The sequence below is a fragment of the Epilithonimonas lactis genome (assembly GCF_900110605.1).
In the GTDB taxonomy this organism is placed as follows: domain Bacteria; phylum Bacteroidota; class Bacteroidia; order Flavobacteriales; family Weeksellaceae; genus Epilithonimonas; species Epilithonimonas lactis.
This window is the reverse complement of record NZ_FOFI01000001.1, coordinates 220,453-242,478: the sequence shown is the minus strand read 5'-3', so window position 1 is coordinate 242,478 and position 22,026 is coordinate 220,453. Positions and strand designations below refer to the sequence as shown.

19 protein-coding genes are annotated in these 22,026 nt (G+C 38.5%); 18 read left to right on the top strand and 1 reads right to left on the bottom strand.

Features of this window, described 5'->3' with window-relative positions:
- Positions 1-99: 99 nt before the first annotated feature.
- The 9 genes from BMW39_RS01125 to rimM all read left to right on the top strand — a co-directional run bounded on the left by BMW39_RS01125 (position 100) and on the right by rimM (position 10,918).
- Complete coding sequence (locus BMW39_RS01125; protein ID WP_034976546.1) at positions 100-2,016, top strand: TonB-dependent receptor plug domain-containing protein; 1,917 nt, start codon at positions 100-102, stop codon at positions 2,014-2,016.
- A 211-nt stretch (positions 2,017-2,227) separates the two neighbouring features.
- On the top strand, positions 2,228-3,487 hold the full coding sequence (locus tag BMW39_RS01120; protein ID WP_034976544.1) for an NAD(P)/FAD-dependent oxidoreductase: 1,260 nt from the start codon (positions 2,228-2,230) through the stop codon (positions 3,485-3,487).
- A gap of 73 nt (positions 3,488-3,560) precedes the next feature.
- Entirely contained in the window at positions 3,561-4,235 is a 675-nt protein-coding gene (gene trmD / locus BMW39_RS01115; protein ID WP_034976542.1) for a tRNA (guanosine(37)-N1)-methyltransferase TrmD, read from the top strand.
- Positions 4,236-4,332: 97 nt separating this feature from the next.
- Positions 4,333-4,782 (top strand): hypothetical protein, encoded by a 450-nt coding sequence (locus tag BMW39_RS01110; RefSeq protein WP_034970033.1) that lies wholly within the window; start codon positions 4,333-4,335, stop codon positions 4,780-4,782.
- 90 nt (positions 4,783-4,872) lie between these two features.
- On the top strand, positions 4,873-5,385 hold the full coding sequence (locus BMW39_RS01105) for a nitroreductase family protein (protein WP_034976540.1): 513 nt from the start codon (positions 4,873-4,875) through the stop codon (positions 5,383-5,385).
- A gap of 290 nt (positions 5,386-5,675) precedes the next feature.
- On the top strand, positions 5,676-6,968 hold the full coding sequence (locus tag BMW39_RS01100) for a cryptochrome/photolyase family protein (RefSeq protein ID WP_034976537.1): 1,293 nt from the start codon (positions 5,676-5,678) through the stop codon (positions 6,966-6,968).
- Between the two features lie 68 nt (positions 6,969-7,036).
- Positions 7,037-9,346, top strand: a complete 2,310-nt coding sequence (locus BMW39_RS01095; protein WP_165569348.1) for a T9SS type B sorting domain-containing protein — start codon at positions 7,037-7,039, stop codon at positions 9,344-9,346.
- Between the two features lie 281 nt (positions 9,347-9,627).
- Positions 9,628-10,200 carry a 30S ribosomal protein S16 gene (locus BMW39_RS01085; RefSeq protein ID WP_034970017.1) on the top strand — a complete coding sequence of 191 codons (573 nt, stop codon included), beginning with the start codon at positions 9,628-9,630 and terminating at the stop codon, positions 10,198-10,200.
- A 175-nt stretch (positions 10,201-10,375) separates the two neighbouring features.
- Entirely contained in the window at positions 10,376-10,918 is a 543-nt protein-coding gene (rimM, locus tag BMW39_RS01080; protein WP_034976531.1) for a ribosome maturation factor RimM, read from the top strand.
- A 3-nt stretch (positions 10,919-10,921) separates the two neighbouring features.
- On the opposite strand, the gene BMW39_RS01075 is transcribed toward rimM, so the two are convergent.
- Complete coding sequence (locus BMW39_RS01075; RefSeq protein ID WP_034976529.1) at positions 10,922-11,851, bottom strand: helix-turn-helix domain-containing protein; 930 nt, start codon at positions 11,849-11,851, stop codon at positions 10,922-10,924.
- A 102-nt stretch (positions 11,852-11,953) separates the two neighbouring features.
- On the opposite strand from BMW39_RS01075, the gene BMW39_RS01070 reads away from it, so the two are divergent.
- The 9 genes from BMW39_RS01070 (at position 11,954) to BMW39_RS01030 (ending at position 22,015) form a co-directional block, all read left to right on the top strand.
- Positions 11,954-12,520, top strand: a complete 567-nt coding sequence (locus BMW39_RS01070; RefSeq protein WP_034976527.1) for a hypothetical protein — start codon at positions 11,954-11,956, stop codon at positions 12,518-12,520.
- 17 nt (positions 12,521-12,537) lie between these two features.
- On the top strand, positions 12,538-13,137 hold the full coding sequence (locus tag BMW39_RS01065) for a CDP-alcohol phosphatidyltransferase family protein (protein ID WP_034976526.1): 600 nt from the start codon (positions 12,538-12,540) through the stop codon (positions 13,135-13,137).
- A gap of 176 nt (positions 13,138-13,313) precedes the next feature.
- Positions 13,314-14,762 (top strand): asparagine--tRNA ligase, encoded by a 1,449-nt coding sequence (asnS, locus tag BMW39_RS01060; RefSeq protein ID WP_034976524.1) that lies wholly within the window; start codon positions 13,314-13,316, stop codon positions 14,760-14,762.
- 80 nt (positions 14,763-14,842) lie between these two features.
- A complete protein-coding gene (locus BMW39_RS01055) occupies positions 14,843-15,058 on the top strand; it encodes a DUF2683 family protein (RefSeq protein ID WP_034976522.1) in 216 nt (71 codons plus the stop codon).
- Entirely contained in the window at positions 15,046-15,339 is a 294-nt protein-coding gene (locus BMW39_RS01050; protein WP_034976520.1) for a type II toxin-antitoxin system RelE/ParE family toxin, read from the top strand. Before BMW39_RS01055 ends, BMW39_RS01050 begins: the two co-directional genes overlap by 13 nt.
- A 105-nt stretch (positions 15,340-15,444) precedes the next feature.
- Positions 15,445-17,526, top strand: coding sequence for a M13 family metallopeptidase (locus tag BMW39_RS01045; RefSeq protein WP_034976519.1), 2,082 nt, complete (start codon positions 15,445-15,447; stop codon positions 17,524-17,526).
- Between the two features lie 145 nt (positions 17,527-17,671).
- On the top strand, positions 17,672-19,138 hold the full coding sequence (rpoN, locus tag BMW39_RS01040; RefSeq protein WP_034976517.1) for an RNA polymerase factor sigma-54: 1,467 nt from the start codon (positions 17,672-17,674) through the stop codon (positions 19,136-19,138).
- A 193-nt stretch (positions 19,139-19,331) separates the two neighbouring features.
- Entirely contained in the window at positions 19,332-19,991 is a 660-nt protein-coding gene (locus BMW39_RS01035) for a succinate dehydrogenase cytochrome b subunit (RefSeq protein WP_034976515.1), read from the top strand.
- Positions 19,992-20,005: 14 nt separating this feature from the next.
- Positions 20,006-22,015, top strand: a complete 2,010-nt coding sequence (locus tag BMW39_RS01030; protein WP_034976513.1) for a fumarate reductase/succinate dehydrogenase flavoprotein subunit — start codon at positions 20,006-20,008, stop codon at positions 22,013-22,015.
- Positions 22,016-22,026: the final 11 nt, after the last annotated feature.

Here is a 22,026-nt window from a genome sequence, read left to right as displayed (position 1 = left end):
AAATGCTTTCGGAGGAAAAGCCTGATTCTATACACGCGTTGTGCTATATTTTCATGCCTTTGTTTCTGGAAGTTATTTTATAAACTTAATTATATCTTAATGAACAGAAAAGTATTTTTGGCTGGCGCCATGCTTACCATTGGTGCATCGTTTTTCGCCCAACAAAATGAGACCACTTCCATCGAAGAAGTGACTGTAGCTTCCAAAATCCCACAACAGCTTTACAAAACAGGGAAAAACGTAAAGCTTTTCACAGAGGAAGACCTTGTCAACTTCAAAGGCCAAACGTTGAATGATGTCTTGAACCAAGTCGCTGGTTTTCAAATTACAGGAAACTTCAACAATCAGACAGAACCAAAATCTATGAAGATCAGAGGTGGCAAAAGCGCCAATGTTTTGATCCTTTTGGATGGCATTCCGTTGAAAGATGTGACGGGCAATGACTACACTGTTTCCGACCTTCGTCTCATCGCTTTGGAAAGTGTAGAAAGCATCGAGGTTTTGAATGGCTCATCATCTGTTTTGTATGGTTCCAATGCTACGGTTTCTGTCATTAACATCAAGACCAAAAAAACTTCCCAGAAAGAAATTGAAGGCATTATCTCTGCAAGAGGCGGATCTTTCAACACATTTTCTCAAAACGCAACAGTTAAAGGAAAACTTGACAAGTTCAATTATCAATTAAGCGGATTCAATGAAAAATCGCAGGGCATCTCTTCTGCAGAAGGCAATGATTCTTTTGACAAAGATGGCTGGGAGAAACAAAACTTGTCTGCCAACGTGGGTTATTCGGATGAAAAGTTCAACGTCAATCTATCCGGAGGTTGGAATCATAATTTGTACAAATATGACGAAGGCGCTTTCACAGACGGACTTTACAGAGGAAATGACAAACAGTTTTTCGGTGGTTTGAATGCAGGCTTCAAGTATAACAATGGAGAAGTGGTTTTCAATTCCAGATATTCCGGAACGGACAGATTGGGTCAGAATTTTTATTCAGACAAGTACAATGACCAATTTTCTTACACAGGAAAAAACCTGTTCTCAGAATTGTACAATTTCTATAAAGTGAATGACTTCTTCAACTTCACAGTTGGTGTGCAGTATGAAGATCAAAAAATGGGTGCCGCCTCTTTGCCTTGGGAAGGAACAGCTTTAGAAGATGTACTTTTAAAAGATGATACAAAAATCTCTAACTTCGATGCTTTTGCAAAGGTCAATGTGAATTACAAAGGATTCAACTTGGATGCTGGCGCAAGAATGACAGACAACTCCAAATTCGGAAATCACTGGGTCTACTCCATCAATCCTTATTATTTGGGAGAAACTGAAAATTTGTTTTTCAAAATTGGCTATTCCTACGCGACCGCCTTCATCGCACCAACGTTATATCAAAACTATGGTTCTTTGCCATACATCCTGCCAAATTCAGATTTGAAGCCTGAGACCAACCAAAGCCACGAAATTGACCTAAGTATCGGGAACACTTCCAAATCATTTGTGGTGAATGCAAGCCTTTTCCAACGTCAGGAAAAAGATGTTTTCGCTTATCAAACTGTTGACTTTGTAACATTCGCAGGACAATATCTGAATGTTGATCAGAACAAGGCGAAAGGTTTTGAAATTGGTTTTGATTATGATGTGAATGATTATGTCGGTTTTGGTGGTAACTTCAGCTATGTGGAAAAAGATGAAGAAGCTTCGATGTTGCGCCAGCCGAAACAGAGAATCAACTCTTACGTTGAAGTGAAACCTTTCAAATCGACAAGGTTGTACATCAACCACCAATTTGTTGGAACAAGGACCGATGCTTATTATGATTCTTCCACTTTCTCAACTGTCAATGTAATCAATGAAAAATTCCATCTGTTCAATTTGAATATCAATCAAAAAATCACAGACAAGATCGAAGCATTTGCAAACGTTGGAAATCTTTTCAACACTTCATATGTTGACATCGTAGGCTACAAAACAAGACCTAGAAATTATACTGTTGGTGTGAGCTACCAGTTTTAATTTCATTTCAATAAGATTATAATTCCTTGATCAACAAGGTTTCTATAAAAATTAGTTTTTCATCATTTGTGTTTTTGGGATCCTGTCAAACTTTGGCAGGGTTCCTTTTTTATTTTAAAATGACATAAATTATTATTCAATCGTCTCATTCAGCATAAAATTTGCTTAATGCCAAGAAAAATAAAAACCTTAATTTTATAAAAAATTCACAATGAGGGAAAAGATCGTCATCATCGGAGGTGGTTTTGCAGGTTTACAGTTGGCCCGAAATCTTAATAACCAAGGAAAATATAAGGTCATGGTCATTGATAAGATGAACCACCACATGTTCCAGCCGTTGTTCTATCAAGTGGCAACAGGACGCATCGAACCATCCAATATCTCCTTCCCTTTCCGTAAAATTTTTCAAAGGTCAAAAAACATTCAGTTTCGAATGACAGAGGTTAAGAAGATCATTCCGTCTGAAAATAAAGTAATTGGCGACGACGGCGTTTTCACTTACGACAAACTTGTGATCGCAACAGGCTGCAAGACCAATTTCTTCGGCAACCAAAAGATGCAAGACCTGGCGCTCGGAATGAAAAATACACAGGAAGCCATCACCATCCGAAATCACATTTTAATGACTTTCGAGAAAATGATCATCGAAAGAAAAGCCAGTGACGATGGGAATTGGAATCTCGTGATCGTCGGAAGCGGACCAACAGGTGTTGAATTAGCGGGTGCATTTTCTGAAATGAAATCTCACATTCTCCCAAGAGATTATCCGAGAATGAATTTTTCCGACCTCAATATTATTTTGATAAGTTCTGGCGACAAACCATTGGAAGCGATGAGTCAGGAATCCCAAGACGCTGCCGAAGAATATCTAAAACAATTGGGCGTCAATTTTCTAAAAAATGAACGCGTAACAGATTACGACGGCGAGATCATTTATATGAAAAGTGGAAACTCTATTCCAACAAACAATGTGATCTGGGCAGCGGGTGTGACCGGAAATATTATTGATGATTTTAACATAGAAAGCCTTGTAAGAAACCGATACATCGTTGATAGATACAACAAAGTCAAAGGTTTCGACAACATCTTTGCGATTGGTGACATTGCCTATATGGAAACGCCAAAGTACCCACAAGCGCATCCACAGCTAGCAAATGTAGCCATCAATCAAGGGAAAAATCTGGCTAGGAATTTCAAAAAAGAGTCGGAAAAAGACTGGACAGAATACGAATATATCGACCGTGGATCGATGGCAACCATTGGAAAACACCGCGCGGTTGTCGACCTTCCTAAATTTAAATTTCAGGGATTTCTTGCTTGGTATTTCTGGATGTTCTTACATTTGATGCTGATTCTGAGCGTTAGAAACAAGCTGGCTATTTTCTTCAACTGGATGTGGAGTTACATCAACAAAGATTCTTCATTAAGGTTGATCATTGCGCCGTCTCGAAAAAATGCTACAGAACAGTAATATAATCGATAGTTGATAAATGATAATTGATTGCAATTCATCACTTATCATTCATCATTCATCATTTATAATTATGCGAATAGACATCATAAGTGTACTTCCGGAACTGATGGAAAGCCCGTTCCAAACCTCGATTTTGAAAAGAGCGATGGAAAAAGGATTGGCAGAAGTACATTTTCACAATATCAGAGATTGGAGCACCAACAAACACCGCAAAGTGGACGACGAACCTTACGGCGGGGGCGCAGGAATGATTATGACAATCGAACCTTTGGACCTCTGTATTTCTGAACTGAAATCGCAAAGAGATTATGATGATATCATCTATCTAACACCGGAAGGCGAAACTTTGAACCAAAGAATTGCCAATACACTTTCAATCAAAAAAAATCTGATTTTCCTTTGCGGACATTACAAAGGCGTTGACCAACGTGTTCGTGACCTTCACATCACGAAAGAAATTTCCATCGGCGATTACGTTTTGACTGGTGGAGAATTGGCAGCGTGCGTTTTGGCAGATTCCGTCATCCGGCTTTTGCCTGGCGTTTTGAATGACGAGCAAAGTGCATTGACAGACAGTTTCCAGGACAATCTTCTTTCGCCTCCAATCTACACAAGACCGGAAACTTACAAAGGATTGTCTGTACCAAAAATCTTGTTGAGTGGTAATACTTCAGCCATTGAAGATTGGTTGCACGATGAAGCGGTGCGAGTGACGAAGGAAAGACGGCCTGACCTTTTGGAATAATTTATGATTTTCATAGTTGAAATATACCTTTCTAAATATTTTTAGAGAGGTTTTTTATTTATTTTATTAATTATTATCTTTATTCAAAATTGGATTTATGCAGAAGACGGTTTACGATAAAAGTGAGTTGCGCAATTTTGTGAATGACAGCATTTCGGGGAAAGTGAAGACGCTTGAGTTTTACCTCAACTTCTCTCTGGAAGCCAGCCGAGACATCAAGAAAACTTCAAAATACGATTCGATAAGAGAAGAAATCCAGGAGGAAATTTATCTTTTGGACAAACAAATGGTTTCGCTGAAAAATATGCAACGCGAAATGCGTAGAGTGCTGAACTCCGTTTCCGACAAGGTGAAACTTGGTTCGCTGGTCATCACAAACAAAGCTCGTTTTTACATTTCGGTTTCTTTGGGGGAATTTTTCTTCCAAGGTGACCGCTTCTACGCCATCTCGCCAGAAAGTCCAATGGCGCAAACGATGATGGGAATGCAAGCCGGCGATTCCTTTGTCTTGAATAAAATCGGGCAGGAAATTGTGGAGGTGTTTTAGAATGATGGAAGTTGGAAGATGGATGATGGAAGCTTTTTAGCGTGAGTCTTATCACTTTGTCCTTTTGCCTCGATTCTTGTATCTTTGAATATGGAAAACGCTAAAATTTTAAAAAACATCATAGAAGAGCGCAGAAGCATCTTCCCAAAAGATTACTCCGACAAAGAAATCCCTCAACATATTCTTGACGAAATCCTAAGCAACGCCGTTCTGGCACCCAATCACAAGCGCACGAAACCTTGGCGTTTCAAAACTTTCCAAGGTGAGGAAAAACAAAAGCTTGGATTGGAACTTCAAAACATTTATAAAAATTCAACGGCGGAAGCTCAGTTTCTTCAGAAGAAATATGATGATATTGGATTCAAGATTTCGAAGGCGAATGTGGTAGTTTCAATTGTGGTCAATTTCAGTGGATTGGTTCCAGATTGGGAGGAGATTTCCGCCGTTTCTATGGCGGTTCAGAATATGTATTTGACTTGCACAGCAAATAATATAGGTTGCTACTGGAGTTCCCCAAAAATCGTTGAGCAACTGAAAGATGCTTTGACCATCGAAGAAAACCAACAGTGTTTGGGATTGTTCTATATGGGGAGTTTGGAATAATTTTTATTTGATAAATTTTAAAAGTCTCATATTTAGCAAATACAGCAAATCTTCATTTCTATTGAATTTTGTAAAATCTGATTTCTGTGCGAGATTATTTTTAAAAATACTTGAATGTCTTTACTTAGTGCTAAATTAATCTAACAGTTTTTTGTCATTCCGGAGGAATCTCAACATTGTGAAAACACACGAGTTTAGATTCCTACGGAATGACAAACTGAATGTGATTTTAGTATTTTACAGTGCTTTAGACATTCAAAATTAAATCTTAACTCATTTAAATCAAATCAATGCAAAAAGTTTCAATATTCTGGTTTCGACGTGACCTTCGTTTGGAAGACAACAAAGGTTTGTTCGAAGCTTTGAAGTCCGGCGAGAAAGTGACTCCGATTTTTATTTTCGATAAGGAAATCCTGGGTCAGCTTGAAGATAAATACGACCGACGCGTCGATTACATTCATCAGGCTTTAGAAAAAATCAATCTGGAGCTAAAAGAATCCGGAAGCAATCTTCTGACTTTCTATGGAAAACCTTTGGAGATTTTCAAACAATTGCAGAAAGATTATGATTTGAAATCCGTCTATTGCAATCGGGATTATGAACCTTCAGCGATTAAAAGAGATGAAGAAATAAAGGAATTTCTCAATTCAAATAAGATTGATTTTCTTGATTTTAAAGACCAAGTTATTTTTGAAAAGAATGAAGTTGCAAAAGACAACGGCGAACCTTACACGGTTTACACACCTTTCTCAAACAAATGGAAAAAACTTCTCACCGAAGACGATTACAAATCCGTTAAGATTGATAAAACCGAATTTCTGAATTTACCTTCGAAGAAAATATTGAGCTTAAAGGAAATCGGATTTGAGAAAACAGATTTCGATTTTGAAGAACCAACGCTGGAATCGAAAATCATTGATGACTACGATAAAAAACGGGATTTCCCAGCTTTGGATGCGACGACGCATTTGGGAATTGCGCTCAGGTTTGGAACCATCTCCGTTCGCAAATGTGTGAAATTCGCCTTAAGTCACAACGAAACTTGGCTTAATGAATTGATTTGGCGGGAATTCTTTATGCAAATCCTTTTTCACTTTCCGAAAGTTGTCAATTATTGTTTCAAAGAAAAATACGAAAATATCCCGTGGCGAAACAACGAATCTGAATTTGAAAAATGGTGCAACGGCGAAACAGGCTATCCCATCGTAGATGCAGGAATGCGGCAACTGAACCAAACAGGCAGAATGCACAACAGAATCCGAATGGTCACTGCCAGTTTCCTCACAAAACATCTTTTGATTGACTGGCGCTGGGGCGAAGCTTATTTTGCGAAGAAATTGTTGGACTACGACCTTTCAGCCAACAACGGAAACTGGCAATGGGCGGCAGGTTGTGGTTGCGATGCGGCGCCATATTTCCGGGTTTTCAATCCAGATGAGCAGACGAAGAAGTTTGACAAGGATTTGAAATACATCCGAAAATGGAATCCTGATTTTGAAAAAGACATTGTGGAGAACCGAATCGTAGAGCATAAATTTGCGAGGGAAAGGGCTTTGGAGACTTATAAAAAGGCTTTAAGCTAAATGATTGCAAAAAAAGTTTGTAATGAGTCAATGTTATTTTTAGTTTTGCACAAAACTAAATGACCTTGGTGAAAAAGCTATCCATTCTCTATTTTTTATTTCTTTTTTCGTTGATCTTTTCTCAGAACAGAGAAGCGAATGACTGCGTTAATTATATCCAAATTTGTGGAAATCAAACCATTACACTAAACCCGACCGGTTATGGTGTGCAGGAGATTGATTACAGTAATACCTGTAATGGACAAGAACATAATTCCTTATGGTTAAAATTCACAGCAAAGACAAGCGGAACTTTAGGTTTTGACCTTATCCCAACGAGTACCGATATTAATATTGACTACGATTTTTGGATTTTTGGGCCTAACGCTTCATGTGGAAGTTTGGGAAGTTCTATTCGTTGTTCCACAACCAATCCTGCTATGGCTGGCTCTGCAGATAATCATACAGGAATGAGAGATTCTGAGCCAGATGGTCACTATTCTGAAGGTCCAGGTGATGATGGCGACAGTTATGTGAAATCTCTCAATGTAATAGCTGGAGAATCTTATTTCTTATTAATAGATAGACCTATTGGTAATGGTGCTTTTAGCCTCAACTGGACAGGAACTGCAATATTGGAAGACCCATTCGGTACCGCGCCCAATCCTTTTGGTTCGGTAGCTCCAATCGACGTTTGCAACAGCAGTACTTTGTACGATCTATCTGACTATGATACTCAGATCTTGAATGGCAATCCAGATTTCAACATCGCGTACTATGGGACCTACGAAGATGCAACGTATGATGAGAACAGGATCACAACTCCGATCGCACTTGGTGATCATGATTATTACTACAGGATCCAAAGTACGGTGACCGAGTGTTTCCGAGTAGAAACCATCAAAGTCAATTGGAAACCATTGACTTTGAATATACCAGAACTTAAAGTTTGCAAGACCAGTAATGGCGAAGGTATTTTTAATCTTACTTTGGCAAATCTGACGAGCGAAAGCGTTGCAGACACCAAATATTACCAGACATTACCAGCGGCTCAGGCTCACCTCCCAGGTACAGAGATCTTGACACCTAATTTTTTTCCTTCAGTGGAAAGATCTGTCTTTGCGTGGGTAAAAACAGTTTCTGGTTGTGAAAATGCTACGGAGATCAAACTAAGTTTCTATCCTGTACCAAATGTGGATACCAGTTTATATGATGCCAATATTTGTGACAATGATCTGGATGGCTCAGTAAGTTTGAAATTCTCTGATATTACGCCAGTGATTGTCATTGACCCGAATGATTTTGATGTCTATTATTATTTTTCCTCCGCTCCTGGAACCGTGTTGCCAGATGATTTTGCATTTACTTCAGACACAACCGTGATCGTAGAGGTGAAAAGTAAAAATGGCTGCCCTTCTGTCTTCGGAACTATCAATTTTAAAATTGCACCTCAAATCATCTTGAATGCAGTACAGCCATTACAGATCTGTGACGCAGACCGCTCCGGAAACGAACTAATTGACCTCAATGATTACACTGCGTTCTTTACGACGCAAGCTACCGCAACGGTTTACGAAACAATGAACGATGCGAAAAAAGACACCAATCGTATTTCTTTTTCCCAAGATCTGAAAGCCGATAAAAGTTTCTTTTTCCGCTTTCAGAATAGTGTGGACTGTCCAGCTGTGGGAGAATTGAAATTAATATTCAAGAGTCCAAAAATATCCAGCTTGATACAAGATGTTACCATCTGCAAAGAAAATAGCATTACGCTGGATGCGGGACCTGGATTCGATTCCTATCTATGGAGTTCTGGATCCGATCAAGCTTCTTCTGGAGCGTTAAAGGTAGGTGAACATTGGGTGGACCTGACCTTTGAAAATTGTACGACCAGGCAATTTGTGAAAGTGATTGCAGAGGAAGAGGTCATCATCAAGATCCTGGAGATTGAAAATGACCGATTGACCGTTACAGCAATAGGCGGAACTGCACCTTACGAATATTCTTTGAACGGGATCATTTGGCAGGCTTCCAATGTATTCAACAATATTCCGAAAGGCATCCAGCAGATCTACGTAAGAAGTGCTAAAAAATGTATCCCTACAATGCGAGAGTTTTCCAACATTGACCTTGTGAATGTGATCACTCCTAATAGCGACGGGAAAAACGATGTTCTGGACTATTCTGCCCTGCGTCTGAAAAACAATGTCACTTTCAAGATCTTTGACCGCTATGGTAGATTTGTCTTCATAGGGAAAGATGGCAATTACATTTGGGATGGGAAAGATGGAAGTAAGCTTCTTTCAACAGGGACATTCTGGTACACTTTGGAGTGGACAGAACCCGACACGGAAGTTATTCACAGATACAATTCTTGGATCTTGTTAAAAAACAGATAATCATACACAATCAATTTTCTAATAACGGCGAAACCCATAGCCCTGATTGCAGTGGAAATCCCACAGCAAGCGATGGGAAAAGCAAGGCGCGAGGAATTGCAACGGAAAGCAGGTTCCCGGCTCCGAAGATTCAAAGTTTTTTTATTCAATATTCCAGGTTTGAAAAAACTTCTGACATCTGGCTACCAACTTCTAACTAAAATTTTTCGTAATCGAAAATTTTGTATATCTTTGCACACTTAATATTTAACCGGGACGTGTTCCCACAATTTTAAAATTATATGTCAGTAAAAATCAGATTACAAAGACACGGTTCGAAAGGAAAACCTTTCTTCCACATCGTAGTTGCGGATGCAAGAGCTAGAAGAGATGGTAGATTCATCGAAAAATTAGGTACTTACAACCCAATTACAAACCCAGCAACTATCGATTTGAATGTTGATTCTGCTGTTAAATGGTTGAACAACGGTGCACAGCCAACTGACACTGCAAGAGCTATCCTTTCTTACAAAGGTGCTTTGTACAAAAAACACCTTCAAGGTGGTGTGGCTAAAGGTGCTTTTGACGAGGCTGAAGCTGAGAAGAGATTCGCTGCTTGGGTTGACGCTAAAGATGCTAAAGTACAAGGTAAAGTAGAAGGTTTATCGACAGCAAAATCTGACGCTAAGAAAGCGGCTTTGGAAGCTGAAGCTAAAGTAAACCAAGCAAGAATTGACGCTGCTGCGAAAGCTGAAGCTGATGCAAAAGCTGCTGAAGAGGCTGCAAACGCACCTGCTGAAGAAGTTGCAACTGAAGAAACTGCGACTGAAGAACCAACTGCTGAGGCAGAAGGAACTGAAGAAACTCAGGCTTAATTCTTTACAAAAAGATACAATCTCAAAGACACGATAATCTCGTGTCTTTGTTGTTTAATAAAAATCAATTTGTTTCCCCAGCCCTTCCTTCGACTCCGCTCAGGATGACAGGCGCAAATTGATTTTCATTCCACCCTTTAGGGCCGGGGAAAGAAGAAAATTAATTTTTGAAATAATGAGAAAAGAAGACTGCTATTTTTTAGGAACCATTACCAGAACGCACGGACTGCAAGGCAACGTCATCCTGAAACTGGATACAGACCAACCTGAAATGTACGATAAACTGACATCGATTTTCTTGGAAATCAATGGATTGCTGGTTCCGTTTTTTGTTGAAAAACAGCAGTGGCAGAGAGGCGACACGAAAATCCTTTCTTTCAAAAATTCTTCCGAAGCTTTGGTGAATCAGACCATTGGAAAGGGCGTTTACCTTCCGCTTTCTACGCTTCCGCCATTGACGGGAAAAAAATTCTATTACCACGAAGTTGTCGGTTTCGAAATCCGTGAAGAGGATGGAAAATCTTGTGGAACGATTGTTTCCATCAACGATATGACGGCTCAGAATTATTTCATTCTGAATCTTGCCGGAAAAGAAATCATTATTCCGCTTATCAAAGACTGGATTCTTGAGGTAAATCGTGAGGAGAAATTCATCAAAATGTTTTTGCCGGAAGGTTTGATGGATGTTTTCCTGGTGCCTTCGAAAAAGGATGAGTAATTCCTAAATCGAATTCTTCAGACTTTCTATTCTTTCCAACATACTATTGAAAAATTTTTTGCGGTCGCGTTGTCCGGAGAAACTCAGCGATGTCGAGTTTTTGATTTGATGTTGAAAGAAATTGAGCGCATCATCACACGTACTTTGGTCATCCGTCATCATATAGCCAAACATATTGTATGGCACGAAAAGCGACGATTTTTCTTCGTTTTTGAATAAAATACTGTTGTTCAGAATCAGAATATCGTGGGCATAAATATGGAAATTCTTATTTTCATTTTCTGCTTTTTTCTCAATACTTTTTATTAAAACCTTCAGTTCTTCGAGAATTAATTTCGCAGTTTCCTCAGATAGAATTTCGATTTCTGAATAAAATAAAACCTGATTCAGAATGCTTGAAATTGTGGTGTTGTTCCAGATTTCTGTGACATTCAAATTCTCATAAAGGCTTTTCAAATCTTCACTTTTGTCGGAATATCGTTCCAATTTGAAATCGTCGAAAGGTTGCATAAAGTCTTTTTCATTAAGGAGATTCATCCAGACAAACAATTTAAACCTCGACAAAACCGAATCCGAAATCGTATAAAAAAACGGAATATCCTTCGCGGAATAGTAAACCTCGGTTTCTTTGTTGATTTTGAAATCATTCAGAAGATGCAACGCGTCATCAAAATAATTGAGCAAATCCGTAACCGTTCTGATGGGCTTGGTTTTCTTCGCAATGATTTGGTTGTCGCTTTCCATAAAACTGTCCAGCGAAATGTTATAATATTTTGCCAAAACCAGACTTTCTTCCAGAGAAAATTTAGATTTCATCGAGGTTCTTCGGTGTGATGCATCGTAGCTGATGTTGAGAACATTGGCAATCTCATCGTTCAGAGATTTGTCTCCAATCTTGCTTCTGATTTGTTTCAATAAAAGTTCCTGATACATCTTTTGCGATTTTCACAAATTTAGAAAAAATATTAATTCTTTTCCGCATTGAGAAAGTTGAGTTTCGAATATAATTTTACATCATCATTAAAAGATAAAATTATGAAAACGAAAATATTAGGACTCGCCATTCTTCTGACAACGCTCACTTCTTGCGTCAGTTTTGACAGAAAATTAATCAAATACGATTTAACAAGGATTTCTGAAAACAACGGGAAGTCAATCGAAGGAAAGTATGAATTCAAAGGTTATGACAACTCAAGTTCATTAATCTCAAAACCAAGCGAATCCATAGGAATTGCCAGAATGTTGGATTTGAAAAATCAAGGTTTGGAAGATTGCGACTTGTTGGAAATCAAATCTAAAAAATTGGAACCCAAGCTTTACGAACTGGAATTGACATTATTCAAAAATGATTCGGTGAAACATTCTTACAAGCAGAACGCCACTTTGAAAAACGGCATCTTGACCTTGAAAAACAGAACGACAAAATGCACCGGAATCCCCTACTTCCTTGGCGGATGCGAAGTTTCCCAATCCAGAATCGGTTTGACGGCAGACAATAATCTTGTGATTCACAGCTACAACGATAACAACGGTTCTTTCCTTTTTCTAATGTGGGCCGGACGAACGATTAATTACGCAGAAAAATTCAAACGTATCCCATAATTTTTAAAACATTAATTATGAAAAAGTTACCATACATTCTCATCGCGACAAGATTTCTACTTGCGCCAATTATCTTCCTGCTGGCTTACTTTGAAATTGAAAATTCCCGGAATTTGATTTTAATATTAATGTACTTCGGATTGTTCACCGATATTTTTGATGGAATCATCGCCAGGAAAGTTGGCGTTTCATCAGAAAAACTGAGACGATTGGACAGCCAAACTGATTTGGTTTTTTGGTTATCGATTGGTTTCGCCACTTATTTTCTGAATCCCGAAATCATCCAAGAACACTGGAAAAGCATCGCTTTGATTTTCGTAATGGAAGCCTTGTGCTACATCGTCAGCCTTTGGAAATTCGGGAAAGAAACCTGCACGCACGCTTGGCTGGCCAAACTTTGGGGATTGAGTTTGCTTATTGCTTTCACTTCTCTCATTGGATTTTCTGAGGCTGGCTGGGCATTTTATCTTTGTGTGGTCTTGGGTTTCATCTCACATCTGGATGTCATTTTGATTATTTTAATCTTACCGAAATGGCAGTTTGATGTTCCAAGTTCCTACCACGCCTGGAAAATCCGAAACGGTAAATTGTTGAAAAAATCTGTTTTGTTGAATTAAGATATTTACTCTCGCTGATTTGGCAGATTGAGCAGATAAAAGCCTCGAAAAAAACCTGCGTAATTGGTGAAATCTGCGAGAAAAATCGATTCAAATTAAAATGGAATAGTTCTGTTGATAATCTCACAATAAATTACAACGTTTTTTCGTAAATTTGCGCACATTAATTTTGTACAATGAAACGACAGACAATTAAAGACCTATTAGCAGATTACAAAAAAGTATTACATCACGACATTACCGTTCAGGGTTGGGTTCGGGCTTTCCGTTCCAATCGTTTTATCGCGCTGAATGATGGTTCTACGATTAATAATTTGCAAATCGTGGTTGATTTTGAAAGTTTTGATGAGGAAACCATCAAGAAAATCAACACGGCTTCGTCTTTGAAAATTGTAGGTGAAGTGGTGGAAAGCCAAGGCGCTGGACAAACCGTGGAAATCATTGCGAAAAAAATCACGATTCTGGGCGACAATTTCTTTGAGGAATTGCAGTCCACGATTCTTCAGCCAAAGAAACACAGTTTGGAGAAATTGCGTGAGCAGGCGCATTTGAGATTCAGAACCAATGTTTTTGGAGCAGTTTTCAGAATCCGTCACTCGGTGAGTTTTGCGATTCACTCGTTCTTTAATCAAAATCAATTTTTCTACATCAACACGCCAATCATCACCGGAGCTGATGCAGAAGGTGCTGGCGAAATGTTCGGCGTTACGAATTTTGACCTTAATAATATGCCGAAAACCGAAGAAGGCGAAATTGATTTTTCTCAGGACTTTTTCGGAAAGAAAACCAACTTGACCGTTTCTGGACAATTGGAAGGCGAAACTGCAGCGATGGGATTAGGAAGAATTTATACTTTCGGACCGACTTTCCGTGCAGAAAACTCGAATACAACGCGTCACCTTGCTGAGTTCTGGATGATTGAGCCGGAAGTTGCGTTCAACAATCTTGAAAATAACATTGACCTTGCTGAAGATTTCTTGAAATATGTGATTCAATATGTTTTGGACAACTGCAAAGATGATTTGGAGTTCCTTGACAAACGTTTCGAAGAAGAGCAGAAATCGAAACCAGAGAAAGACAGAGCAAAAGAAGGCTTGATTGAAAAACTTCAAAACGTGGTGGCGAAGCGTTTCAAGAGAGTTTCTTATACGGAAGCAATTGAGATTTTATTAAACTCAAAAGAAAATAAAAAAGGCAAATTCCAATATCCGATTGAGAAATGGGGAACCGATTTGCAGTCTGAGCACGAAAGATATTTGGTGGAGAAACATTTCGAAACACCAGTTGTCCTTTTCGATTATCCGAAAGAAATCAAAGCGTTCTATATGAAACTGAATGATGATGGAAAAACTGTTGCTGCGATGGACGTTCTTTTCCCGGGAATCGGCGAAATCATCGGTGGTTCTGAGAGAGAAGCGAGACACGACGTTCTTCTTGAAAAAATGAAAGACTTCGGTGTTGATGAGCACGAACTTTGGTGGTATCTTGATACTAGAAAATTCGGTTCTGTGCCACACGCTGGATTTGGATTAGGTCTTGAAAGATTGGTACTTTTCGTAACTGGAATGACAAACATCAGAGACGTGATTCCTTTCCCGAGAACGCCTAAAAATGCAGAGTTTTAAGCATTAATCAAATATTAAAAAGCAAATTCCTTCAGTTTTAATTGAAGGAATTTTTTATTAACTTTACTTAAATTTTAAAAATGAGCACAATTACTTTACATAACGAATCTGAAAATCAATTAAAATTAATTGAAGCACTTTTGAAGGAATTGAATATAAAATTTGAGGTTTCTAAAAAGGAGAATTTAACAGATTGGCAGAGAAAACAATTGCAAGAAGGCATTGACCAAGCCAATCGAGGAGAATTTTTCACTGAAGGTGAGGCTGAAAAAATCCTTGATAAATGTTTCAAATAAAATGGACAAAAAAGGCTTTGCTATCTTTAGCGGAAACTTTAGAATATTGGAATACTCATAATTCATCTGAAACTTATTCTAAAAAATTGAGACTTGAAGTCAAGAAAAAACAATTAGAGCTATCTGAAAATCCTAAAATTGGAATAAAGACTGCCTTTGATGAAATATATAAAATTAAAATCCTTAAATATTATTCATTATTCTTCAGATTTCAAAATGATAAAATAGAAATTTTAGCTTTTTGGGACAACAGAAGAAACCCGGATAATCTGGAACTATAAATACAGCATTTCTTAAATCCCATTCAATCGAGTGGGATTTTTAATTTTAGAACATTAATGAAAAATTAAAATTCCCTACTTTTGAAAGTCTTAAAATAAATCTCAATGAAAAAAATCAGTGTTTACATCCTGACTGTTGCAGCAACATTTTATCTGGAATCTTGCTCTACCTCACAGAAAACCTCAGTGGAAGAACCGAAAAAAGAATTAGAAGCACCAAAGGAAATAAAAGAAGAAGGACTTAATCTTTCTTATATGGACAAATCCGTAAGACCTCAGGATGATTTCTACAATTACGTCAATGGAGGTTGGATGAAAACCGCCGTGATTCCATCGGACAAACCAAGTTGGGGTTCGTTCAACGCTTTGAGGGAAGATGTGGATGTGGCATCATTGGATATTTTGAACAAGGTACTTTCTGAGAAATTCGCATCTAACTCCGAAGGTGAAAAAATCCAGGCGCTTTATGGAACTTTCATCGATTGGAACAAGAGAAATGCAGAAGGAATCAATCCTATCAAATCTCAGTTGACAAAAATCGATGCAATTAAAAATGTAAAAGATTTACAGAAATATTTGATAGATGCAACACCTTCAGGAGATAATCCTTTTTACGGCTGGCGAGTTGGTGCGGATATGAAAAATTCTGTGATGAACGCTGTTTATCTTGGCGGACCTAGTTTAGGTTTGGGCAAAGATTATTATCAAAAAGTAAATGAGGCCAACACCAAAACATTGGCAGAATATAAAAATTATGTTACCAAACTTGAAACAGTTCTTGGAAGCAAAAACCCAGATGTCACAGCTCAGCAAATTGTGGATTTCGAAAAGAAACTGGCGCAAGACCTTCTAACTCTGGAACAAGGCCGTGATGCGAATTTACGTTACAATCCCAAAACTGTTGAAGAACTAAAACCTTTGGTGAAGAATGTCAACCTACCCGATTATCTGAAAACAGTTGGTGTCAATACCGACAAAGTCATCATCGGGGAATTAAAATATTATCAAAATATGGATTCTTGGATGACGGATAAAAATATCGGTCTCATCAAAGAATATATGAAATATGACCTGTTGAACAACAATGCGGGGAATCTCAGTCAGAATCTGGACAATATCCGTTTTGATTTCTATTCCAAATATCTGCAAGGTCAGCAGGAGCAACGTTCTATGGAAAAGCGTGGACTGGGCGTCATCAACGGCGTTTTGGGAGAAGCATTTGGAAAGCTTTATGTTGAGAAATATTTCCCGGCAGAAGCGAAACAAAAAATGGAAACCTATGTTGATTATATTAAAAAATCCTTCAAACTGCACATAGAAAATATAGAATGGATGTCTCCTGTGACGAGAGAAAAAGCTTTGGAAAAGTTATCAAAATTCAAAGTGAAGATTGCTTACCCAGACAAATGGAAAGATTATTCTAAACTGAATTTGCAACTGGCTTCCAACAATGGAACTTATTACAATAATCTTCAGAAAATCTCTGAATGGAGCTATGCTAAAAACCTTGACAAAATCGGAAAACCCGTAGATAAAACAGAATGGGGAATGTCGCCACAAACTGTAAATGCCTACTACAGCTCTTCTAATAATGAGATTGTTTTCCCAGCTGCGATTTTGCAACCTCCATTTTTCCACTTCAATGCAGACCCTGCGGTTAACTTTGGCGGAATTGGTGGCGTTATCGGTCACGAGATCTCGCACGGATTTGATGACAGCGGGTCAAGATTTGATGGCGATGGAAACTTAAACAATTGGTGGACAGAAAGTGACAGAAAAAACTTTGACGAAAAAGTGGGACAATTGGCTGCGCAATATGATAAATATGAACCTGTGACAGGAAGTTTTGTGAATGGGAAATTCACGAGTGGCGAAAATATTGGAGATTTGGGCGGCATTAATGTCGCTTACACCGCATTACAAATGTATTTGAAAGACCACGGAAATCCAGGAGAAATCAGTGGTTTGACACAGGACCAAAGATTCTTTATGAGTTGGGCAACCGTTTGGAGAACTAAATCTACCGACAAATATATGACCAATCAGGTGAAGACAGACCCACACTCGCCTGGCTACTACAGAAGTTTTGGACCATTGGTCAATATGGATTCTTTCCAAAAAGCCTTCAATATCAAACCTGGAGACAAATTGTATGTTGCTCCTGAGAAAAGAATAAAAATTTGGTAGAATAAACGCAAAAAACCTTCAGAAAAATCTGAAGGTTTTTTGTTAACTTTCATTAACTCATCAAAAATCGTGCTAAAGCTACTGTTTTTTGAAAATTATTTTTTAACTTCGTAAAAGTTAATCATAATTGATAAACGTTACCAATATGCTAAAGCAAAATCTACAACTTAGACTCGGACAAAAACTTGCTCCACAACAGATTCAACTGATGAAGCTGATACAACTTCATACTTTGGAATTTGAAGAAGAACTTGAAAGAGAGCTTGAGGAAAATCCTGCTTTGGAAAAAGTAAATGAAGAGGAAAGTAAAGAAGACGACTACACCGCTGCTGAAGAAGCCTACGAAAACGAAGGCACAGAAAGCATAGAAACGGATTTCGATGTCAATGACTATCTTTATGATGACGAGCCAAATTATAAAACTGCCAGCAGCAACTATTCTGCGGACGATGAGGAATTTGACAATCAGTCACTTTTGACGGAAGGGCAAACGCTTTACGATTATCTATTGGAGCAAATCAGATTGTCAACGGTTGAGGAAGAAGATTTGAAAATTTGTGAATATGTGATTGGAAACTTGGATACAGACGGTTATCTGAGAAGAGATATTAAATCTATCGTTGATGATTTGGCATTTTCACAAGGTATTTATACAACCATTGAGAGAGTGACCTATATTCTTGAAAATTACGTTCAGAAATTGGACCCGCCAGGTGTTGGCGCAAGAGATTTGAGAGAATGTCTTTTGCTTCAAATCGAGAAAAAGGTAAGCTCCAATAAAACTGTAATTCTGGCAGGAAATATTTTGAGAAATCAATTTGATGCACTTGCCAATAAGCATTACAACAAAATCATCCAGAAATACGACATCGAGGAAGAGGATTTGAAAGACGCCTTGGAAGAGATTGCAAAATTGTCGCCTAAAGTTGGTGGAAACTTTGACACTCAAACGATTACCATTAACCAAGAAATCATCCCGGATTTTGTGCTCCAAGTAAAGGACAATCAGGTTATTCCAACATTAAATAATAAAAATGCACCTTCGTTAAGAGTTTCTGACGAGTACAAGGAGATTTTGACAACATATTCTCACGATAAAAAATCTGCAGAGCACAAACAAGCAGCGCTTTTCATTAAGCAAAAACTGGATGCTGCAAAATGGTATATCGATGCCATCAACCAAAGACAGAATACACTTTTGCAAACGATTACAGCAATTGTAAAGCTTCAAAAAGATTATTTCATCTCTGGCGACGAGAAAAATATCAGACCAATGATTCTGAAAGATGTTGCCGATATCACAGGATTTGACATTTCTACAATCTCGAGAGTTGTAAAAAGCAAATACGCAGATACACCAAACGGAATTGTTTATTTGAAAAACCTATTCTCCGATTCATTGACCAATGATGACGGCGAGGAAGTTTCTACAAAAGAAATCAAACAACATTTGCAGGAAGCCATCGATAAAGAAAACAAAAGAAAACCTTGCACAGACGATGCTTTGGTAGGGATTCTTAAAGAAAAAGGCTACAACATCGCGAGAAGAACGATTGCAAAATACAGAGAACAACTCAACATTCCGGTCGCAAGATTGAGAAAAGAATTATAATAGACAGAATCCCGAATCAATTTCGGGATTTTTCTTTTCATATAATATAGATTGACCATCAGATTTGAAATATCGTTAACATTCCTTTAAAGTTATTTAGAAAGATTACAAACTGTATTTTTGTGACATTTCTCAATGTTAGTTGGGTCAACTATTTTCTAAATTTGTGGAAATTCAAATAACAAACAGAATTATGGCAGGGACTACGTCTTCGATAGGCAGAAAATATGCTATGGCACTTTCAGCAATGTTTTTGCTGATCTTCTTGGTAATGCATCTTTCCGTAAATTTATTATCAATTTTCGGAGAAACGGCTTACAACAATGCCTCTCAATTTATGGGATACAATCCCTTGATTCAATTTTTGATGCAGCCAGTATTGATGGTCGCAGTAATTTTCCATTTCGTAATGGGATTCATCCTTGAAATCAGAAACAACAGAGCACGACCTGTGAAGTATGCGATGAACAAAGGGGAAGCCAACTCTACCTGGATGTCTAGAAATATGATCATTACAGGTGCTGTGATCTTGGCATTTCTTGCTTTGCACATGTACGATTTCTGGTACCACGAGATGAATTACAAGTACATCGAAGGTCTTCCAGTAGAGGAAAATCGTTTCTGGGGAGATCTGCACGGTAAATTCAGTAGCATTTGGAGAGTTGTAATTTATATTATTTCTTTCGTCCTGCTAGGTCTGCATTTGGCACACGGCTTCCAGTCTTCTTTCCAGTCCATCGGAGCAAGACATCCTAAGTACACGCCTTTCATCAAAGCTTTTGGAAATTGGTACTCTGTACTTATTCCACTAGGATTCATCATCATCGCTGTTTATCATTTCGTTACTCAATAATAATAAAATAAATTATGGGTTTAGATTCCAAAATTCCTGCTGGTCCACTTAAGGACAAATGGAAAAATCATAAAGATCACATGAACTTGGTTGCACCAAACAACCGAGACAAAATAGATATTATCATCATCGGAACAGGATTAGCGGGCGGTTCTGCTGCTGCGACGCTTGCCGAGCAAGGTTATAATGTAAAGGCATTCTGTTATCAGGATTCTCCAAGAAGAGCACACTCTATTGCGGCTCAAGGTGGTATTAATGCTGCCAAGAATTACCAAGGTGATGGAGATTCAACTTACAGATTGTTCTACGATACGATCAAAGGTGGAGATTACCGTGCTAGAGAAGGTAACGTTTACAGATTGGCAGAAGTTTCTGCAAATATCATCGACCAATGTGTGGCACAAGGTGTTCCATTCGGAAGAGAATATGGCGGACAATTGGACAACCGCTCATTCGGTGGTGTTCAGGTAAAAAGAACGTTTTACGCAAAAGGACAAACTGGACAACAGTTATTATTAGGCGCATATTCTGCAATGAGCCGTCAAATCGGTAAAGGTAGAATCAAAATGCACAACCGTCACGAGATGCTAGATCTTGTAATTGTTGATGGAAAAGCAAGAGGAATCATCGCAAGAAACCTTGTAACAGGAGAAATTGAAAAACATTCTGCACACGCCGTTGTAATTGCTTCCGGAGGTTATGGAAATGTTTATTTCCTTTCTACTAACGCAATGGGATCCAACGTTTCTGCCGCTTGGAAGATTCATAAAAAAGGAGCGTATTTCGCAAATCCTTGTTATGTTCAGATCCACCCGACTTGTATTCCTGTTCACGGAACGCAGCAATCTAAATTGACCTTGATGTCAGAATCCCTTAGAAACTCTGGAAGAATCTGGGTTCCTAAAAATATTGAAGATTCTGTTGCCATCAGAGAAGGAAAATTGAGACCAGAAAATATAGCTGAAGAAAACAGAGATTATTATCTTGAAAGAAGATATCCTGCATTTGGGAACTTGGTTCCTAGAGATGTAGCTTCCAGAGCTGGAAAAGAACGTTGCGATGCTGGATACGGAATCGAAAACAACGATACGAAAGAAGGCGTTTACCTAGATTTCTCTACAGAAATCATGAAAAAAGGTAAAGAGGCCGCTATCGAAAAACATATTCATAATCCTACAGATCAGCAGATCTATGATCTTGGAAAAGCTTGGATCGAGGAGAAGTACGGTAACTTGTTCGTAATGTACGAGAAGATCACTGCCGATGATCCTTACAAAACACCTATGAAAATCTATCCAGCAGTTCACTACACCATGGGTGGCGTTTGGGTGGATTACAATCTTCAATCTACAATTCCTGGATGTTTCGTAATTGGGGAAGCCAACTTCTCAGATCACGGTGCCAACAGACTTGGAGCTTCTGCTTTGATGCAAGGTTTGGCAGATGGATATTTCGTTTTACCTTACACGATTGCAGATTATCTTTCTGCAGACATCAGAACTGGCGCAATCTCTACGGATACGCCGGAATTCAACGAAGCTGAGAAAGAAGTTAAGGATAAGATCAATTTCTTCTTAACAAATAAAGGAACGCACACGGTAGATCACTTCCACAAACAATTGGGTCACATCATGTGGAACAAAGTTGGGATGGGAAGAACGCCTGAAGGCTTGAGAGAAGCGATCAAAGAAATCGAGGAAGTGAGAAACAACTTCTGGAAAGATGTAAGAGTTCCTGGTGATTCTGACAATATGAATCCAGAATTGGAGAAAGCATTCAGAGTAGCAGATTTCTTAGAATTAGGACAATTGATGGCGATTGATGCACTGAACAGAAATGAATCTTGTGGAGGGCATTTCCGTGAAGATCACGCAACACCTGAAGGTGAGGCGGAACGTGACGATGTGAATTACAAATACGTTGCAGCCTGGGAATACAAAGGTATGGACATCAATCAATCGGTAGCGCACAAAGAAGACCTTGTGTACGAGAATATTGAAGTTAAAGCAAGAAGTTACAAATAATCTCCATTCAA

Excerpts from the sequence above, each read along its gene's own strand:
- BMW39_RS01030 (WP_034976513.1), top strand. The coding sequence starts at position 20,006 with ATGGGTTTAGATTCCAAAATTCCTGCTGGTCCACTTAAGGACAAATGG.
- BMW39_RS01065 (WP_034976526.1), top strand. The coding sequence starts at position 12,538 with ATGAAAAAGTTACCATACATTCTCATCGCGACAAGATTTCTACTTGCG.
- BMW39_RS01105 (WP_034976540.1), top strand. The coding sequence starts at position 4,873 with ATGGAAAACGCTAAAATTTTAAAAAACATCATAGAAGAGCGCAGAAGC.
- BMW39_RS01070 (WP_034976527.1), top strand. The coding sequence starts at position 11,954 with ATGAAAACGAAAATATTAGGACTCGCCATTCTTCTGACAACGCTCACT.
- BMW39_RS01045 (WP_034976519.1), top strand. The coding sequence starts at position 15,445 with ATGAAAAAAATCAGTGTTTACATCCTGACTGTTGCAGCAACATTTTAT.
- BMW39_RS01110 (WP_034970033.1), top strand. The coding sequence starts at position 4,333 with ATGCAGAAGACGGTTTACGATAAAAGTGAGTTGCGCAATTTTGTGAAT.
- trmD (WP_034976542.1), top strand. The coding sequence starts at position 3,561 with ATGCGAATAGACATCATAAGTGTACTTCCGGAACTGATGGAAAGCCCG.
- rimM (WP_034976531.1), top strand. The coding sequence starts at position 10,376 with ATGAGAAAAGAAGACTGCTATTTTTTAGGAACCATTACCAGAACGCAC.
- BMW39_RS01085 (WP_034970017.1), top strand. The coding sequence starts at position 9,628 with ATGTCAGTAAAAATCAGATTACAAAGACACGGTTCGAAAGGAAAACCT.
- BMW39_RS01055 (WP_034976522.1), top strand. The coding sequence starts at position 14,843 with ATGAGCACAATTACTTTACATAACGAATCTGAAAATCAATTAAAATTA.
- BMW39_RS01120 (WP_034976544.1), top strand. The coding sequence starts at position 2,228 with ATGAGGGAAAAGATCGTCATCATCGGAGGTGGTTTTGCAGGTTTACAG.
- BMW39_RS01035 (WP_034976515.1), top strand. The coding sequence starts at position 19,332 with ATGGCAGGGACTACGTCTTCGATAGGCAGAAAATATGCTATGGCACTT.
- BMW39_RS01125 (WP_034976546.1), top strand. The coding sequence starts at position 100 with ATGAACAGAAAAGTATTTTTGGCTGGCGCCATGCTTACCATTGGTGCA.
- rpoN (WP_034976517.1), top strand. The coding sequence starts at position 17,672 with ATGCTAAAGCAAAATCTACAACTTAGACTCGGACAAAAACTTGCTCCA.
- BMW39_RS01050 (WP_034976520.1), top strand. The coding sequence starts at position 15,046 with ATGTTTCAAATAAAATGGACAAAAAAGGCTTTGCTATCTTTAGCGGAA.
- asnS (WP_034976524.1), top strand. The coding sequence starts at position 13,314 with ATGAAACGACAGACAATTAAAGACCTATTAGCAGATTACAAAAAAGTA.
- BMW39_RS01100 (WP_034976537.1), top strand. The coding sequence starts at position 5,676 with ATGCAAAAAGTTTCAATATTCTGGTTTCGACGTGACCTTCGTTTGGAA.
- BMW39_RS01075 (WP_034976529.1), bottom strand. The coding sequence starts at position 11,851 with ATGTATCAGGAACTTTTATTGAAACAAATCAGAAGCAAGATTGGAGAC.